At 65.2% G+C, this 16,975-nt stretch carries 13 protein-coding genes; 3 read left to right on the forward strand and 10 right to left on the reverse strand.

Annotated elements, in window-relative coordinates; all coding sequences use genetic code 11:
* Positions 1 to 93: 93 nt before the first annotated feature.
* Positions 94 to 1,038, reverse strand: a complete 945-nt coding sequence (locus PanNE5_RS00355) for an ornithine cyclodeaminase family protein (RefSeq protein ID WP_261938930.1) — start codon at positions 1,036 to 1,038, stop codon at positions 94 to 96.
* A gap of 34 nt (positions 1,039 to 1,072) precedes the next feature.
* Positions 1,073 to 4,534: a molybdopterin-dependent oxidoreductase gene (locus PanNE5_RS00360; RefSeq protein ID WP_261938931.1), complete on the reverse strand. Its 3,462-nt coding sequence runs from the start codon at positions 4,532 to 4,534 to the stop codon at positions 1,073 to 1,075.
* 98 nt (positions 4,535 to 4,632) lie between these two features.
* Between PanNE5_RS00360 and PanNE5_RS00365 the strand changes: the two genes are divergently transcribed.
* Complete coding sequence (locus PanNE5_RS00365) at positions 4,633 to 5,559, forward strand: LysR family transcriptional regulator (protein WP_261938932.1); 927 nt, start codon at positions 4,633 to 4,635, stop codon at positions 5,557 to 5,559.
* 41 nt (positions 5,560 to 5,600) lie between these two features.
* Here the strand turns inward: PanNE5_RS00365 and pdxA are convergent, their stop codons facing one another.
* The 3 genes from pdxA to PanNE5_RS00380 all read right to left on the reverse strand — a co-directional run bounded on the left by pdxA (position 5,601) and on the right by PanNE5_RS00380 (position 8,981).
* On the reverse strand, positions 5,601 to 6,602 hold the full coding sequence (gene pdxA / locus PanNE5_RS00370) for a 4-hydroxythreonine-4-phosphate dehydrogenase PdxA (protein ID WP_150563788.1): 1,002 nt from the start codon (positions 6,600 to 6,602) through the stop codon (positions 5,601 to 5,603).
* A 91-nt stretch (positions 6,603 to 6,693) separates the two neighbouring features.
* Positions 6,694 to 7,995 (reverse strand): four-carbon acid sugar kinase family protein, encoded by a 1,302-nt coding sequence (locus tag PanNE5_RS00375; protein WP_261938933.1) that lies wholly within the window; start codon positions 7,993 to 7,995, stop codon positions 6,694 to 6,696.
* Positions 7,992 to 8,981, reverse strand: coding sequence for a 2-keto-3-deoxygluconate permease (locus PanNE5_RS00380; protein WP_150551945.1), 990 nt, complete (start codon positions 8,979 to 8,981; stop codon positions 7,992 to 7,994). The genes PanNE5_RS00375 and PanNE5_RS00380 overlap by 4 nt, the downstream gene beginning before the upstream one ends.
* Positions 8,982 to 9,318: 337 nt before the next feature.
* Here PanNE5_RS00380 and PanNE5_RS00385 point away from each other — a divergent pair, with 337 nt between their 5' ends.
* Positions 9,319 to 10,083 (forward strand): DeoR/GlpR family DNA-binding transcription regulator, encoded by a 765-nt coding sequence (locus PanNE5_RS00385; RefSeq protein ID WP_261938934.1) that lies wholly within the window; start codon positions 9,319 to 9,321, stop codon positions 10,081 to 10,083.
* A 54-nt stretch (positions 10,084 to 10,137) separates the two neighbouring features.
* Here the strand turns inward: PanNE5_RS00385 and PanNE5_RS00390 are convergent, their stop codons facing one another.
* From PanNE5_RS00390 to PanNE5_RS00400, 3 genes are read right to left on the reverse strand one after another with little or no spacing between them, the layout of a single operon-like run.
* Positions 10,138 to 11,463, reverse strand: a complete 1,326-nt coding sequence (locus tag PanNE5_RS00390) for a dicarboxylate/amino acid:cation symporter (RefSeq protein WP_261938935.1) — start codon at positions 11,461 to 11,463, stop codon at positions 10,138 to 10,140.
* Between the two features lie 44 nt (positions 11,464 to 11,507).
* A complete protein-coding gene (locus PanNE5_RS00395) occupies positions 11,508 to 12,422 on the reverse strand; it encodes an ornithine cyclodeaminase family protein (RefSeq protein ID WP_261938936.1) in 915 nt (304 codons plus the stop codon).
* Positions 12,419 to 13,345, reverse strand: a complete 927-nt coding sequence (locus tag PanNE5_RS00400) for a PhzF family phenazine biosynthesis protein (RefSeq protein ID WP_261938937.1) — start codon at positions 13,343 to 13,345, stop codon at positions 12,419 to 12,421. Before PanNE5_RS00400 ends, PanNE5_RS00395 begins: the two co-directional genes overlap by 4 nt.
* 190 nt (positions 13,346 to 13,535) lie before the next feature.
* On the opposite strand from PanNE5_RS00400, the gene PanNE5_RS00405 reads away from it, so the two are divergent.
* Complete coding sequence (locus PanNE5_RS00405; RefSeq protein WP_261938938.1) at positions 13,536 to 14,579, forward strand: AraC family transcriptional regulator; 1,044 nt, start codon at positions 13,536 to 13,538, stop codon at positions 14,577 to 14,579.
* 21 nt (positions 14,580 to 14,600) lie between these two features.
* Here PanNE5_RS00405 and PanNE5_RS00410 read toward each other — a convergent pair whose 3' ends face one another.
* Both PanNE5_RS00410 and PanNE5_RS00415 read right to left on the reverse strand, forming a co-directional pair.
* Positions 14,601 to 15,353 carry a cupin domain-containing protein gene (locus PanNE5_RS00410; protein WP_261938939.1) on the reverse strand — a complete coding sequence of 251 codons (753 nt, stop codon included), beginning with the start codon at positions 15,351 to 15,353 and terminating at the stop codon, positions 14,601 to 14,603.
* Between the two features lie 89 nt (positions 15,354 to 15,442).
* Positions 15,443 to 16,915, reverse strand: coding sequence for an NAD-dependent succinate-semialdehyde dehydrogenase (locus tag PanNE5_RS00415; protein WP_261938940.1), 1,473 nt, complete (start codon positions 16,913 to 16,915; stop codon positions 15,443 to 15,445).
* Between the last annotated feature and the right edge of the window lie 60 nt (positions 16,916 to 16,975).

Consider the following 16,975-nt stretch of genomic DNA (forward strand, 5'->3'; position numbering starts at 1 on the left):
ACCGCCGCACCTCGCGATGCGCGCCCCGTGCCCAGCCCTGCGGCAGCGACCTTTCATCGCCGCCGTCGTCCATCGCCCGCTGCCTGCGTCGCGTCAAGCGTGTTGAGTCGCCTGCCAGACGAGCGTGGCGGCCGCGAGATCTTCCAGCGCTGTCCCTACGGCCTTGAATACCGTGCGCTCACCCCCGCCGTTACGACATCCGCGTCCTGCGCGACACAGGTCGGCCAGCGTGCCGCGCACGTCCGACGCGGTGAACACGCCTCGCGACATCGGTCCGAGCAACTCCCCCGATTTGGCCAGCGCTTCGTCGGTGTCGACGTACAACGAAGCGCCGGCAAAGCAGAGATCGTCGGCTTCGCGCATCTGCGGCGTAAAGCTGCCGATCAGATCCAGATGGACGCCCGGCGCCAACCAGTCGCCCTGCACGACGGGCTCGGTCGCCAGCGTTGCGCAGGTGACGACGTCCGCGCCTTCGACGGCCGACTTCGCGGTATGGCACACGACCGCGTCGAAACCTTGCGCATGCAGGCGCTCGACCAGACGCCCGGACGCCTGCGCATCGCGATCCCACACGCTCACACGTGTGATGGGGCGCACCGCACGATAGGCCAGCGGCACGAGCGCCCCCACGCGGCCCGCGCCGAGCAGCGCGAGATGCGACGCATCGTCTGGCGCCAGATACGAGGCAGCCAGCGCAGAGGCCGCCGCCGTGCGGCGCGACGTGATCTCGTTGCCGTCCATCTGCGCCAGCGGCACGCCCGTCGTGGCGTCATAGAGCAGATAGGTCGAATGCAGACCCGGCACGCCGCGCTGCGCATTGGCCGGTGCGATGTTGACGGTCTTGATGCCGAGATAACCGCCGGGCTGCCACGCGGGCATGATGAGCACGGTCATCGCATCGCGCGTACCCGATTCCGAGATGACGTGCGTGTGGCGCAGCGGCACGTCGCATCCGGTGACGAACAGGCTACGAAGCGCGTCGAGCAACGGGCCGAAAGCCAATGCCTCGCGAGTGGCGTCGGCGTCGATGAATTTCATGAGTACAGCTCCTCGTCGAGGTGGAAATGAGATGTCAGGCGTCGAGCACGATGGCTTCGCGCGGCACGGCCTGACAGGCCAGACACATGCCGGGCTCGTCGAGCGCCACGTCGCCCAGGTGCTCGACCTCGCCAGCCAGCACGCGCACCGCACAACTCTCGCATTGCCCGACACGGCAACCGCTTGGCAGTGCCAGCCCCAGCGACTCGGCAAACGACAACAGGCTGCCGTGCGACGGCATCCAGACAGCCTCGCGGCCCGAGCGAGCGAACGTAACGGGCCACGCGGCCCCGGCGTCCACACGCGGCGCGCTCGGCGAACGGAACGCCTCCTTGAACATGTCGAACGCGGGTACGCCACGCGCCGCCAACCCCGCCATCACGGCCGTCATCATGGGCGCCGGACCGCACACGTAGAAGCGTGCGCGTCGCTTGATCAGGTCGTCGGACACCACGGCCGCAGACAGCCGCTCTGCCGAGGCGTAGTCGCGACCGAGAACATCCGCCTCGCGCGGCGCGTCGTAGTAGTTGAAGACGCGCACGTTGGGCAGGCGCTGCGCAAGCGCCGCCAGCCGATCCCGGAAGGCGTGCGTGGCGCCATTGCGGTTGGCGTAATGCAGCCAGACGTCGGGCAGCGGCAAGGGCGCGCGCTCGGCCTGCTCCGCCAGCGATTCCAGATAGCAGAGGAACGGCGTGATACCAATGCCGCCGGCGAAACACACCACCGGCTGGCGGCTGCGCAGCGGCATGACGAAGCGCCCGGACGGGGCGCCCAGTTCGATCACGTCGCCCACGCGAGCGCCGGTGTTCAGCCAACTCGAGACCAGGCCGTCAAACGGTGTGCCCTCGGACGTGCGCCCCTGCTGATGACGCACGGCAATGCGATAGCCGCGACGGTCGCGCTCGCTGGAGGGCCCGGTGAGCGAGTACGCACGTGTTACGGGCTGCCCTTGCCCGGGAATCGATACGCGCACGGTAACGTGCTGCCCCGGCAGATAGTCGGGTAGCCCCACGTCGTCGAGCGGATCGAGCGCGATGGCGCACACCCCCTCGGCCGCGGCATCGAGCGCGGCAATGCGAAAGCGCGCCATGCCGTCCCATGGGCGGCGGGCCGGATTGCTCGCCGGATCGCGCGCAACGTCGCATCGAAACGAGCGCAACGGCGATGCACCGCTGATCGGATCGATGTCCTGCGTCGTCACCAGTGCGTTGAAGTTGCTCGACTGATCGCCCGCCATCGCGAAACCGTCACGTCCCACGCTGTCGCAAGCCTGCCACCAGCCGTATTCGGCAAGCAGCACGTCGAGGCCCAATCCGGCATCGAACGCCGCGCGAAAGCGCGCGACCCCGGCCGGCGTCGTCACGCGCACCCAATCGCCTTCGGCGATGTGCCTGCGCGCCGCCAGCGTCGGATGCAGATGCACCACGGGATCGGGGGCGCGCATGCGCAGGCTCGCGAGTCCGCGATGCTGACTGTGGCAGTAGTAGCCGTTCTTGGTCGAACCGAGCAGCAACGGGAAGCGCAGCGCCTCATCGTCGCTCACGGCACGGGGCGCCACATGCACCGGTACCGGCGGATATCCGTGACGCAGCAGATGCTCGGAATACAGCTCGACACGCCGCGTTTCGGTGGCGAAGCCGCGCACATCGCCGGCCTCGGTGCGCGCGTATTTGCGCTCATATTGCGGCTGCGGACGCGAAATGCCCTCGGGATGCGCGCGCAACGTCTGCACGTCGAGCCCGAGCGGGGCGAGTTGATGATTCCAGCCGGCATCGAGACTGCCGCCGAAGAAGGCGTCGCCCATGCCCAGGCGCACTGCGAGATCGAACACGATGTCGTTGTCGCTGCGCGACTCACCGCGCGGCGACACCATGCGCTGGCGAAGTTGGATCAGTGCGTCGGCGCGATCGTCGATCTCGAAGCCGGCGCGCAAGCCTTCGCGTTCCCATGGCGTGTTCACCGGTAGCACGATATCGGCGAAACGCGCCGACGGCGTTTCGAACAGATCGCAATGGACGTGAAACTCGAGCGCTTCGAGCGCCTCGCGCGCCATCGCATAATCCGCCTGCGACGCCAGCACGTTGGTACCGAAGCAGAACAGCGCGCGCACACGATAGGGCGTGCCATCGAGAATCGCGCGGTAGGTATCGCGCGCGGTCACCCAGCCGCGCGCAGGCGGTCCCAGCGGACGCGCGTCGAGGCCCAGCGCCCTGGCCTGCTGCTCGGGGCTCAAAAGATCGTGCTGACTGACGGCATTCAACGGTTGACGCGTCATCACGCGATTACCCCCGCGTCTGTCGAAGCTGCCGGTCAGTGCGTACAAGACCGCGATGGCGCGCTCGATTTGCGTCGCGTTCGCGTGCTGCGCGACACCCGACCATGCGTGATAAGCGACGCGCTGTGCCCCGGTGAAGAGGTCAGCGGCGGCGTCGAGCTGCGCAGGAGAAACGCCGCAGAGTGCGCTTACGGTCGCCGCGTCGTAAGCGGCCAGCCCCGCGCAGAGACGATCGAACGCCGGCCGGCAGGCAATGCGCGATCCGTCGCCGGACATCACCGCAAACTCGCCGCGCAGGGCGGCTTGGTTCGCCGCGTCGCGGCTCAGCGCATGGGTCGTCTCGTACGGCTGCGGTGCCGCCGCCGCTTCGTTCCAGATCACGAAGGCTTCCGGCGACACGCCGACGTGCGTCGCAGCCACATCGCGTACGCGCAGGAAGTGCCCGTTGTCGTTGCGCACGAGCAGCGGCGCATTGGTCCACCGGCGCACGAACATCTCGTCATAGCGCCCACTGTCGATCAGACGACGGGCGAGACCGAGCGCCAGCGCCGCATCGGTGCCGGGCCGCACGGGCAGCCAGGCATCGGCGTCGGCGGCAAGCGGTGTCTTGCGCGGGTCGACGACGAGCAACTTGGCGCCACGCGCCCGCCCTCGCCCGATCGCGTTCGCCTGGCTCAACCACGTACTCGTGGGGTTGTGGCCCCAGACCATGATGACGTCTGCCTGCGCGTAATCGGCGGTCGGCATGCCGCACCCGAACGTGAACGCGTGCGCGAAATCCTTGTGCCAGTTGCAGATTTCCGTCGCGTAGATCGTGTTCGGGCTACCGAACACCCGGATGAAGCGCTCGATCCAGTCGATGCTGTCTGATAGCGGCGTGCCGCTTGGGGTCGTCACGCCAAACGCGACGGCATGCGCACCGCTCTCGCGACGGATGTCGCCCAGTCGCGCAGCGATTTCGGTGAGCGCTTCGTCCCACGAGATGGGCGTCCAACCCGGGTCGTCCGCCCCCTTCGGCGTGGTGCGGCGCAGCGGTGTAGTCAACCGGTCGGGGTGATGCACCAGCTCCGGCGCCGCCTTGCCCTTGCGGCACATCGCGGCGCCATTCGGATGCGACGGATCGGGTTCGACCGCGATCAGCGCATCGTTTTCCACGCGAGCCAGCGTGCCGCAGCGGGAGCGGCACAACGTGCAGAACCCGGGCTTGACCTCCTGAACCATGTCTCATGCGTCTCTATAGGAATCGATGTTCCGATGCTATACAGCCGTCACTTTTATTACTAATATAAAAAATATAGTTTGCAATATTGATTTTTTAAATGAAACCAACCCTGCGTCAGATCGAGTATTTCGTGGCGGTGGCCGAGACAGGACAGGTGATGCGCGCAGCCGAGCGATGCAGCGCGTCGCAGTCGTCGCTGACGATTGCCTTGCAGAATCTGGAGGTGATCGTCGGCACACCGCTTTTCATACGACACGCGAAGGGGCTGCGGCCGACCGAGGCCGGCGAGCGATTTCTGCGTCACGCCTACCGTATCCTCAACGCCACCGACGACGCACTGCAAGAGGCCCGCACGCTTCCAGACGATGCGGGTGGCCGTCTGCGACTGGCCGTCACCGAAACGATTTCGGCATATCTGCTGCCTTCGGTGGCCAGCACCTTGTCCAAGCGCTTCCCGAACGTCGAACTCACGTTGATCGAGGGCGACCGCCGCGAACTGGAAGCGGCTGTGCTGGCGGGCGAGGTCGACCTGGCGTTGCTGTTAGTGTCGAACGTCGTGGCTGACGGACTCGTCTCGCACACGTTGCTGCGCTCGACGCGCCGGCTGTGGACCAGCCCCGGACATCCGCTGCTAGACAAGCCAAGCGTCACGCTCGACGATGTGCGCGGACAGCGCTTCCTGTTGCTTGATATGGATGAACACGTGCAGACGGTCGAGCGCTACTGGCACGCCGCGCAGGTCGAACCGGTCGTGCACTTCCGGACTCGCTCGATCGAGGCAATTCGTAGCCTCGTGGCGCAGGGCTATGGGGTATCGATTCTCTCGGACCTCGTCTATCGCCCCTGGTCGATCGACGGTGGGCGAATCCTGCGACGGGATCTGAGCACGGGCGTGCCGTCGATGGATGTGGGACTCGTATGGGCGCAGCGGCGTCCGCCTGAGGGAATGACCGAGCGCATCGTCAGCGCGTTGCGCTCGCTGATCCGCGAAATCAACGATCGCGGACACATGGGGGTGGAATGATCCACTGACGACGACGCGCGAAGCGTCGGCGTCAGCGGCATTCATGCCCGACGCGTCGCCAGTTCGGCCCCTTGGCGCAGCGCTTCGAGCAGGCTGCGCTCGTCGGCAATGCCCTTGCCCGCGATGTCGAACGCCGTGCCGTGGTCGACCGACGTGCGCACCACCTGCAAGCCGACCGTCACGTTCACGCCTGCCTCCAGGCCCAGCACCTTGACCGGGCCATGCCCCTGATCGTGGTACATGGCGACCACGAGATCGAAATCGCCGCGCCCGGCGCGGAAGAACAACGTATCGGCAGGCAACGGACCTTCGATATCCCAGCCGCGCTCACGCAAGCGTTGCACGGCCGGCACGATCTTCTCTTCCTCTTCCCCGTAGCCGAACAAGCCGTTCTCGCCCGCGTGCGGGTTGATGCCGCACACGGCAATGCGGGGATTCGCGATGCCCGCCTTGACCAGCGTAGCGTGACCGCGCTCGATCGTACGCTGAACCAGGCCCGGCTCGATCTTGCGAATCGCATCGATGATGCCGATGTGGGTCGTGACGTGAATCACCCGCAGGTTCGGCGCGACAAGCATCATCGACACCTCTTCGATCCCCGTCAGGTGAGCGAGCATCTCGGTGTGTCCGGGGAACTTGTGCCCCCCCGCGTGCAGCGCTTCCTTGTTCAGCGGTGCCGTGCAGATCGCGTCGATTTCCCCGGCTTCGGCCAGCTTCGCCGCGTGCGCGATGTACCGGTACGCGGCATCGCCCGCGATCGCCGACAGTTGGCCAAACGGCAAGTCCTCGGGGATCAGGCCCAGGTCGATGCACTCGATCACGCCTGGCGTGAAGCGCGCTTGCGCGACCGTCTCGATACGACGCACGCTCAGCGGCATCTTGACGATGGCGATGGCCTGCTCGAGACGTCGCGCGTCGCCGATCACGACGGGGCGGCATTGCTGGTACACGCTGTCGTGCGCCAGGCTCTTCACGATAATTTCCGGGCCGACGCCAGCCGCGTCACCCATGGTGATGCCAATGACGGGGAGATATTGATTCATGGCGTTTGCGTTGATATCCATTTCGTTGGGAGGACGTCCGGAAAGTATTCCGGGATGATGTTCTGTTGTTGCGTTACCGGCTCGCGTTGCCTCAATGGCGCTCGCGCAGGTCGGGCGTCGTGCGCAAATATCGGTAGGCGCTATGCAGCGCCGCTTCGCCGCCGAAAGCGCCGGCCTTCGTCACGATGCGCATCGACGCCCCATTGGCCGGCCGCCCCACGGCGACGCCAGGCTCCACTTCAGCGAGCAGTTCGAGCGCGCCGATACCCACCGCGCTCAACATCGCGCGCGCCGTCTCGCCGCCGGTGACGACAAGGCCCGACAAGCGCGCGAAGTGCGGCGCGATCAACGCCGCCAGCGAGGCCGAAAGCTGCGCACCCTCTGCCGGATCGAAGGCATCGTCACGCCCGATTCGCACCAGCAGGTCGCTTCCCTGCCCAATGGCATCGCCAATCGCCGCACACCAGCGTGCGCTGTCGGGATGCGACGCGCCGGCGCGCAGGACCGCGGGCGGCACGATCCATTCGACCACCGCGTGCTCCGCGCATAGCCGCGCGCACTGCTGTTGCGACACGGCGGACAGGCTGCCCACCAGCGTCAGCAAGGGACCGGTCGTCCCGGCGTCGCTCGTCACGCGCGCATTGTCTCGCGCGTCGCCCATGCCGCCCTTACCGCTCGTATCGCCCGTCCCATCCGTCGGCGCGAACAATGCCGATTGTTCGGCCAGTGCGCGAGCGAGACCGCCCGAGCCGACCCAAAAGATGTCCGTCAGCCCGACGCTCGCGCGCGCCAGCATGACGAGATCGTCATCGGTCTGCGCATCGACGATCAACGCCGTCACGCCGTTGGCGCGCGCCTGCGCAACGACATCGGTCAACGCTGCACGCGCCGCCACAAAATCCTTGCGCAGCAAATCCGAGGACATGATCTGCGCCCTCACGCCCGCCGCCGCCAACATCGGCGCGAGTCGCGCCTCCTGAGCGTCATGCTCCAGTCGCCAGGTGTCGGTCTCGGCCAATGGCACACCGCGCACGAACACTTCTCCGTCTCGCACGACACGCCCCGTGGCAGGGAACGCCGGCGCCACAATGGCCAAGCCCGCGAGCGGCTGCAGCGCAGCGACTTCCGCAACCCAGTTGCCACGCAGTGTCGAGTCGATCTTCTTGTAGAGACGCCGTTCTGGCGCGGCAAGCCGCTGCCACGCCGCGACTGCGCGTGCGGCGGCCTCGTGCGCCGACAGACGGCGCGTGTCGATGTCGATCGCCACCACTTGCGCCGTCGCATTGAAGCCTTCGATATCGAGCGACACGACGCTACGACGACCGGCGTTGGTAAAGCCGATCGCGCAGTCGGCCGCGCCGGACAAATCGTCGGCGACAATGAGCATGCTCACTGCACCGCTCCCTTGGCCGCAGCCCCCAGACCCCGGGCCGCCACACGCTTGGCAACCGCGGCCGTCAGGATCGGCGAGACGATGGCCGTCACCACCACGCAGGCTGCCACCAGCAGCGTTGCGCTCTTGGCGGCGGCCTCGTAGACCGGATTGGCGGCAGCGATCAGCGCGGGCACCGCGGCGGCATTGCCAGCCGTGTTCGCGGCGGCCGTACCCGCCACGCCCGTCCCGCCCGTCAGGCGGTCGACGATGTAAAGCGGAATACCTGTGACGACGACGACGGCAAAGCCGAGCAGGATGCCCAGCAGGCCCGCCTGCCAGACCTTGTGCAGATCAAGCCCCGCGCCGAGCGCCAGCGCGAAGAACGGAATCATCACCGGCACGGCACGGCCCAGAAAATCACGCATTTCACGATCGAGATTGCCCAGCAACATCCCCACGGCCAGCGGCAGGATGCTGCCCACCAGCGTCGGCCACGGGAACGCGGACAAGCCCGCGACACCCAGCGTGACCATCGTCAGGAACGGGCCCGATTCCAGCGACATGATCGTGTAGGCGCCCACGTCTTCCGAGCGACCGTACTGCCCCATCAGCGCCATGTACAGGCCACCATTGGTGTCGTTCATCGCCGCGACCACGGCCAGCGTGGAAATGCCGGCGAACATGCCCGACGCGACCGGTGCCTCACCCAGGAAATGCCCCAGCACGATACCGACCACAATCGCCGCGCCGATCTTGGCCGCGAACAACGCCCCGCCTTTCTTGATCAGGTACGGCGTTGCCTTGACATCGATGCTGGCGCCCATGCAGACATAGAACACCGCGAGGATCGGCAGCGCGCCCGTGAACAACGCGTTGGTAAACGAGCCGAAGAACGTCGGCATCCCCGGCATGAAGGTGGCAATCAACGAACCGATCAGCAAGGGAACGATCATCATCCCCCCCGGCACGCGCTCGATGGCGCGCTTGATACGAATTTGAGCCATGGTTGTCTCCCGACCAATGTGGATATAAACCAATCGATCATTATTTTGATCGATTTGATCAGACTGAAGTCTAATCGCTGCCAGAAAAATGTGCAAATATTGTGAATAATGCGTAATCGCCGAGTGAAATCCACTCCCCACGGGCTTTCATCACGTCGGATTTTCCAAAAAAATGATCGAATCAATCATTTCTCGGCACCCGTCGTGAGGGTATCGTGGTCGTTCGGGGCGGCGCGTTGGACGATGGCTGCACGCGGGGACGCTACACTATGCGCGCCGCGCGGCGAACCCGTCCTTCGCTCGCATTTCTCCCGTTTTGCTCAGCACCGATCCACTCATGAAAGTTGCGAACCGCCGTGAGGCGATTTTCAAAGCCGTCCTGTCAGGCATGACGGATGTCGCTGCCTTGTGCGCCCATTTCGGCATGTCGGAGGCAACGGTGCGCCGCGACCTGCGCGCTCTGGCCGACGAGCGTCGCGTCGTGCGCACCTACGGCGGCGCCGCGGCGCCGATACGCATGCACGAACCAGAGGAATCGTTGGAGCTGCGTCGTGAGAGCTTCCGCGAACAGAAAGATGTCATCGCACGCGCCGCCGTGGCACACGTCACCGACGGCGATACGATCTTTCTCGATGGGGGGACGACCACCGAAGCGATGGCGCGTTTTCTTGCCGGGCGTGAGGGGGTGCACGTCGTCACGAACAACTTGCTCGTCGTCGGTGCGCTGGCGGCCAACAAGGTGCCTGTGACGCTGATCGGCGGCGACGTGCGACCGTCGAGCATGAGCGTACTCGGGCCGTTGGCACAACTCGCACTCTCCCGCGTGTCGGTCGACAAGGCATTTCTGGGTGCCGACGGCGTCGTTGCCGGACGCGGCCTGTGCGAGGCCTCCGCCGAGCAGGCGTGGCTCAAGGAGTGCATCGTCCGCCAGTCGGCCGACGTGTATGTGCTGGTCACCGCCAATAAGCTCGATCGCGCGAGTCAGCAGCACTGGACGCCGCTGGAACGGCTCTGGACGCTCATCACCGAAGCGCGCGCCGACGATGACAGACTGGTGCAATTCCGCACGCATCCCGAGATCACGATCGAGTCCGCAGACTGACGCACGGCTGACTTGAGAGGCCGCCGAGCCGATTCACGCCCATGCCCGACGTGGTCAAACGCGACTGGGCTCACTTTCCAACGGCAAGTCGAGCCCGGCCGATTCACGCGGCTCATTGCGTGCGAGGCGCGGCGAAGGCGCCAAGTCGTCTTGTGTTGACGAGGCAAGCACCCCTTCCCATTTGGCCACGGCCGCCGACGCCACCGCGTTGCCTAGCACGTTGGTCGCCGTGCGCCCCATGTCGAGAAAGTGATCCACGCCCATCACCAGCAACAGTCCTGCCTCCGGGATATTGAACTGGCTCAACGTAGCAGCGATCACCACAAGCGAGGCGCGCGGCACCGCCGCCATGCCTTTGCTCGTCAACATCAAGATCGCCAGCATCGACAACTGCTGGGCAAACGACAGGTGTACGCCATAGGCCTGTGCGATAAACAGCGTCGCGAACGTGCAATACATCATCGTGCCATCGAGATTGAATGAATAGCCGATCGGCAGCACGAAGCTCGCGATCCGCGTCGGCACGCCAAACCGCTCCAGCTGTTCGAGCGTCTTTGGATAGGCGGATTCGCTGCTCGCGGTACTAAACCCCAATAGCATCGGTACGCGCATATAACGCACAAGCGAAAATACACGTCGACCGAACATGACACCGCCCGCCAGGACAATCAGCGTCCAAAGCAGTAGCAACCCGCCGTAAAACTCGCCCATGAAGCGACCGTACGTCGCGAGGACCGACAGCCCGCGCGTCGCAACCACATTCGCCAGCGCCCCAAAGACTGCGAGCGGCGCGGCGGCCATCACGTAGGACGTGACCCGCAGCATCACGTGCGAGGTCTGGTCGAGCAAGCGTACGATACTCTCCCCTTTGTCGCCCAACGCCAACAGGCCGGCACTGAAAAATGCGGCAAATACGACGATCTGCAGAATCTCGTTGCTCGACATGGCCGCAACGATGCTGCTTGGCACGAGATGCACGACGAATTGATTGAGCGACAATCCGCCGGCATTCAAGCCGGTTGTCACATCAGCGGGCGGCAGCGGCAGATCCAGCGCGGCGCCCGGCTTCAGCCAGTTCGCCAGACCGGCACCCAGTGCCAGCGACAGAAAGCCCGCCGCGAGAAACCACGCCAAGGTGCGCAGGCCAATACGCCCGGCGGCGCGTACATCCCCGATTTTCGTCACGCCGATCACCAGCGTACAAAAAACCAGCGGCGCGATGATCATCTTGATGAGTCGAAGGAAAAGCTCGGCCAGCAGGGAGAAATAACCACCGGCACGCGCGGCTTCATCTGCCGGCAGCCACGTGTGACAGGCATAGCCAACGGCGATGCCAAGCAGCATCCCGATCAGTATGCGAAAGGTGAGGGGAAACTTCATGATGGATTCCTTGACTTCAGCCGGCATTGCCGGCGAATGGTGCGTTACGCGATGAGGCGCAAGTAGGCAAGATAGGCGACGGCGGCATCCTGCAAGGCGATGCCGACGGCTTTATAGATCACGATGTCCGTAGCGCCGGCATTACGGTGCTCGTCTGCGGAAATCACCGTTGAGAGATCAATGAGCGCCGACGATGCCAGCCATGTTTGCGTCGGCATACATAGGTCGCCGGTTTCGTGCGGCGTTTGCCCGGTCCAGTCGACGACGATGCGTGACGCGCGTCGCAACGATGCATCGTCCATTTCGCGTTGATCCGGGCGCGTCGCACCGATGCTCGCCACGAAAGCTCCCTCGCTCAGCCACGCCCCTCGGATAACCGGCATCGACGCACGCGTCGCAAGCACGACGAGGTCGGACGAGGCGGCCGACCTGGCGTCGGTGACCTCCGCAGCCAGGCCGTGGTCACGCTCGATGTCGGAGGCGAGCGCCTGAGCGCCGGAGGCGTCGTGACTATGGATTCGGACCTTGCGCAGGTTAGGACGGCTCGCAAACGCCAAGGCATGCGCCCTCGCCTGAATGCCACTTCCGAAAAGCCCCAGCGTGCGACTGTCGGGACGTGCCAGATGGGCAGCCGCGAGCAGCGTCGTCGCGGATGTGCGGAACCCCGTGATCGCGTCGCCTTCCAGTAGAGCGATCAACTCGCCATCGTCGAGCGAGAGCAGCGCGACGTAGAATCGAAAACGACCGTCAATCGTCGTATAGAGTTTGCTCGCCGCGATGCGCTGCGAGCCGAGCATCGCGCTCATCGCACTGAATTTGACGTCATCAAGACCCATTCGCGCGCGCGGTTGCACCGCTGCAGCACCACTCGCCATATCGCGATAGGCCGCGCGAATGGCTTCGACCACCGACGGCACGTCGAGAACACTGGCCACTTGTGCATTGCTGAAGGTCTTCATGTCGTCGGCTCCAGCATGGCAAACTCCACCGCGCCACTGATCCAGCAGCCCGCCTCGATATGATCGGCATCACGTAATGCCACGCGGATACACGACGGACGCCCCATCGCGAAGCCCTGATAGACCCGCATCGACGATTCGCCTTCGCTCAGCAAACCATAGTGAATCGCGCCGTACAGCGTCGCCGCGGCAGCAATGCCGGTGGCCGCGTCTTCCGGATAACCCGACAACCGTGGAAACTGGCGCGCATGCAGCGTCAGTGGCCGCGCTCGTTCGAGCGCGAACGGATACAGCCCCGTCGAGTCCAGTGCGTCGCACAACGTGCGCACGTCGTCCAGAGCAGGCGACAACGCATTGAGCACCTGCACAGACCGGACCGGGATCAGCGTTTTCGTGCGACTCGTTCGAGCATTGACGATGCCCAGGGACGCAAGATCGTCCGCGTCGATTCTGAGCACCCGACATACGGCGTCCACGAGTGCCCGATCGCCAATGGGCTCGACAATGCCACGCGGCTGGCCGACATCGATACGCCGCGACGTCTCGTCGTAACGTACGTCAACGAGGCCGCTTAGCGTCTCGACGGTAGCATGGGGTGTCGTCCACCGACCGGCTTGGCGCAACAACCACATCGCGCCGAGCGTCGCATGACCGCACATCTCCATTTCGTGCGCCGGCACAAAAAAGCGGAGCCGAACGGTGTGGCGCGGGTCGCGGCTTTGGCAGACGAAGGCGCTTTCGTGACCATAGCGCGATGCGATGGCCATCATCTCATCGGATGACAAGTCGTCCGCATCGAACACGACAGGCGCAGGATTACCGCCGCCCGCACCTGCGGAAAACACGCTGACGAAACGCAAATCCGGCGCATCGTGGCGGCGCACGGGCAAATCGGTTGGGGGGTAAGTGTCTTCCAAGTTCATCGGGGCGTTCCGGGAGTCAAGTAGCGCAAGCATGCCGAAGCCTTGAAAAACCGTCGCGCCCGATCGGGCCACTCGGCACGCCCTATCCGGCCAAAGGCGGGCGGCGCCCCGTATTTTCGCCCCCCAGGATTCGACGGTCGCCCTGCAGGGATCCGGCAGCCGTTGCCGTTTTCCGTCACCCGGCAGCCTGATGCCGCCGCGCCTCTCCCGCGCCTCTCATCGCTCTTCGCCAAGCGTTATACTGAGCCTCGACTGCCAACACGCCATCCACCGCGTTGCGTTCACGGCCGTCTGCGCGGGCTGCAAGTGTCCCGTCACGCAAAGGAAGCGCCTGGTGAAACCCTATCCGACTGCCCCTCGTCATCTCGATGGCGACCGCGTCGCCGATGTCCGGCATGTCTCGGTCGGTGAATACCGCACGCGGCCGCATCGACACGACGATGAATTCATGTTCCTGCTCCCCAGGACGGGACAACTCGTACTCAACGTCGAATCGAATGTCGCGCCGGTACGCGTTGCGCCGAAATCGTTCGTCGTCGTGCCGCCTCAACGCCTGCACGACACGCGAGGCTACCGCTCCGATCAGGCGCATGTGGCGGTGTACGTCGCGAGCGATTTCGTAGTCTTTTGCGAACGCAAGGCGCGACGCAAGCTATCGTGCGCGCGCATCTCGATCTGGTCGGCGCCATTGCTGTTGCTCGACGCAGCACGCGTCGCCACGGGAACGGTGCGCTCAAGTGAGGGCCCGACGAGCGAGCTTGCGGAATTTCGCGCGGAGCTTGCCGCCCGCACCTTGGCCGCAAGCTGTGTGCAAGCCGGCTTGATGGCCGCCGCGTTGCCATCAAATCGCGCCGATGCGCGTGCCGAAATCGTGCGCGACATCTGCGCATTTCTCGATGAAACGCTCGATCAGCCGATCTCGCTGGAACGTATCGCCTACGAATTCGGGCTATCGCAGCGTTCTCTGACGCGAGTCTTTCGCGAGGGCACCGGCGAGTCCGTCGTCGACTATCAATCCCGGCGACGCGTCGAAATCGCGGCCACGCTTCTGAACTCGCCCGGTATGACGGTGCTCGCGGCCGCGGCGGCCGTCGGCCTGGAGTCGCCGTCGTATCTCGCGCGGCTATTCAGAAAGTATGGTTATGGGCCGCCGAACGGTTATAAGGGCGACGCCACGCCGATCGGGTCTGCCGCCTCCCTTGCGGCGATCACGCGCGGCGTGCCGACGTCGTAGCGACACCGTCGGCGGGAGGCGTCAGGTGGGGCGGTAGATCGCGTACACCTTTGCCACGTTGCCCCGACTTTCCCAGCTGCACTGCGCGCGCTGTTCGACGAGAAAGATGTCGCCGCGCGAGAACGTGCCGCTGCGTCCGGTTTCGTCCACGAAGGTCACGCTGCCTTCGAGCAGATGCATGAGTTCGTAGTGGGCGTAACGCATCGCGATGCGATGATAGGGCGTCGAATCCCACGTGCCGCACGTGAATGTCGCATCCGATGAACGAAAGTCAGTGAAATTGCGGCACACGGGCGCCGGCGTGAGGAGCAGTTCAGCGGCAGGCGCCCCCGAGGGCGCCAACGACGGGCTCGGATCGATCGGCACGAGACTGTGATCGGTAACATTCCCGCCCTCGCAGCGCATGAAGACGATCGATGTGGAACCCTGCGTCGACCACATGAATGCCGAGCCCCGAGGGAGCACCGCGCTGCCCCCCGGCCCGAGCGTGAATGCGCGCTCCCCCTGCTGGAACATGATCGCGCCTTCGGAGACGATGACGAATTCGTCCGCTGGGTGAGACGACACCGCGCCGTTCGCCGCGTCGAGGGCAATGACGCCGACCGTCACAGGGCCCGGCAGCAGATCCGCCAGACGGCGGCTTGCCAGAAAGCGGTCGTCGCTTGCCGACGTCGCCGGGGCAGTGCCTTGGCGCGCATCCGACGCAAAGGCCTTGAGGTCCAAAAACGATCGGGGGCGATCACACGGCGCCATGGCGCGTTGCAGTTCGGGCATTTTGTCTTCCAGCGAGGTTCATTGGGTGAGCGCGGTTGCCGCCCGGGACTCGGGGACGGCACCGAAAGTCATCGTGCAGGCAAATCCCGTCAGCCCAGATTGCCCTGACAGAGATACTTGATGGCGAGATAGTCGTCCAACCCGTACTTCGATCCTTCCCGACCGTATCCCGATTCCTTGATACCGCCGAATGGCGCCGCCTCGCTCGCGAGCGCGCCCTCGTTGATACCGACAATACCGGCTTCGAGCGCGCTCGCCACCCGCTCGATGCGCCGCAGATTCTCGCTGTAAAAGTAAGCCGCGAGGCCGAAAGGCGTATCGTTGGCGCGCGCAATGCCCTCGCCTTCCGTCTCGAACCGGAACAGCGCCGCCACCGGCCCGAAGGTTTCCTCGCATGACAGCGCCATGGCTTCATGGGCGTCGCACAACACGGTGGGTGCATAGTAGTTCGGCCCCAGGGCCGCAAGACGTTGCCCGCCGGTCATCACGCGCGCCCCCTGAGCGAGCGCGTCGTCCACGTGACGCGCAATCTTCTCGACCGCTCGCGCATTGATCATCGGGCCGATCTGCGCGAGGGCATCCGTCGCGGGTGCCACCCTGAGCGAGGCCACGGCCTCGGTCAGCAACCCGGCAAAGCGGTCGTAAACGCCCGCCTGGACATAGATCCGATTCGGGCTCACACACGTCTGACCGCCATTGCGGAACTTGGCCGCCATCAGCCCGGCGACGGCCGCCGGCAGATCCGCATCGTCGAAAACAATGAACGGCGCATTGCCTCCCAGCTCCAGCGACAGCTTCTTGAGCGTGGCCGCCGACTCACGCGCCAAATGCTTTCCGACAGGTGTCGATCCCGTGAACGTCACCTTGCGCACACGCGGATCGGCGAGCCACTGCGCCACGGCATCGACCCCCTGCTCTCGCGACGCGACAATCATATTGAGTACGCCGGCCGGCAGACCCGCCTCGTGCGCGAGATAGGCCAGTGCCAGCGCAGTGAGCGGTGTGTCCTCGGCGGGTTTGGCAACCACGGTGCAACCGACGGCGAGCGCCGGGGCGATCTTTCTCGCAATCATCGCGAGCGGAAAATTCCACGGCGTGACGGCCGCGACGATCCCGATCGGTTCTTTCACGGCGCTCATGCGCTTGCCACGCGTCTGAGTCGGGAGTAGATCGCCATACACGCGCGTCGCTTCGTCGGCAAACCACGCGACATACGACGCGCCGTAGTTGACCTCCCCAAGTGCCTCGGCCAGCGGCTTGCCCTGTTCCCGCGAAATGAGGCGAGCAAGATCGTCGCGATGCGCCACCATCGCCGCATGCCAGCGCCGCAGGAATGCCGCGCGCTCGGCGGGTAACGTCGCTCGCCACGCCGGCAGCGCACGTTCGGCGGCGTCTACCGCCTCTCGCGCATCGGCCGGTTGCGCGTCGGATACCATCGCAACGGTATCGCCCGTTGCCGGGTCGACGACCGTGAAGCGCTGCGCGGTGGCAGCGCCCCGCCATTGTCCAGCGATCCATTGTTGCGTGCGCAGCAAATCGCCACGCGTGAGGTCAAGCGTCATGATGGGTTTCTCCGACTTGCGGGATAGGGTCGCACGTCAGCCGCCCCGCCATCGGGGGGC

This window comes from Pandoraea sp. NE5 (assembly GCF_024363545.1).
GTDB classification, from domain to species: Bacteria; Pseudomonadota; Gammaproteobacteria; order Burkholderiales; family Burkholderiaceae; genus Pandoraea; species Pandoraea cepalis.

Coding starts and splice junctions, on each gene's coding strand:
- PanNE5_RS00355 (WP_261938930.1), bottom strand. CDS start 1,038: ATGAAATTCATCGACGCCGACGCCACTCGCGAGGCATTGGCTTTCGGC.
- PanNE5_RS00360 (WP_261938931.1), bottom strand. CDS start 4,534: ATGGTTCAGGAGGTCAAGCCCGGGTTCTGCACGTTGTGCCGCTCCCGC.
- PanNE5_RS00365 (WP_261938932.1), top strand. CDS start 4,633: ATGAAACCAACCCTGCGTCAGATCGAGTATTTCGTGGCGGTGGCCGAG.
- pdxA (WP_150563788.1), bottom strand. CDS start 6,602: ATGAATCAATATCTCCCCGTCATTGGCATCACCATGGGTGACGCGGCT.
- PanNE5_RS00380 (WP_150551945.1), bottom strand. CDS start 8,981: ATGGCTCAAATTCGTATCAAGCGCGCCATCGAGCGCGTGCCGGGGGGG.
- PanNE5_RS00385 (WP_261938934.1), top strand. CDS start 9,319: ATGAAAGTTGCGAACCGCCGTGAGGCGATTTTCAAAGCCGTCCTGTCA.
- PanNE5_RS00390 (WP_261938935.1), bottom strand. CDS start 11,463: ATGAAGTTTCCCCTCACCTTTCGCATACTGATCGGGATGCTGCTTGGC.
- PanNE5_RS00395 (WP_261938936.1), bottom strand. CDS start 12,422: ATGAAGACCTTCAGCAATGCACAAGTGGCCAGTGTTCTCGACGTGCCG.
- PanNE5_RS00400 (WP_261938937.1), bottom strand. CDS start 13,345: ATGAACTTGGAAGACACTTACCCCCCAACCGATTTGCCCGTGCGCCGC.
- PanNE5_RS00405 (WP_261938938.1), top strand. CDS start 13,536: ATGCCGCCGCGCCTCTCCCGCGCCTCTCATCGCTCTTCGCCAAGCGTT.
- PanNE5_RS00410 (WP_261938939.1), bottom strand. CDS start 15,353: ATGCCCGAACTGCAACGCGCCATGGCGCCGTGTGATCGCCCCCGATCG.
- PanNE5_RS00415 (WP_261938940.1), bottom strand. CDS start 16,915: ATGACGCTTGACCTCACGCGTGGCGATTTGCTGCGCACGCAACAATGG.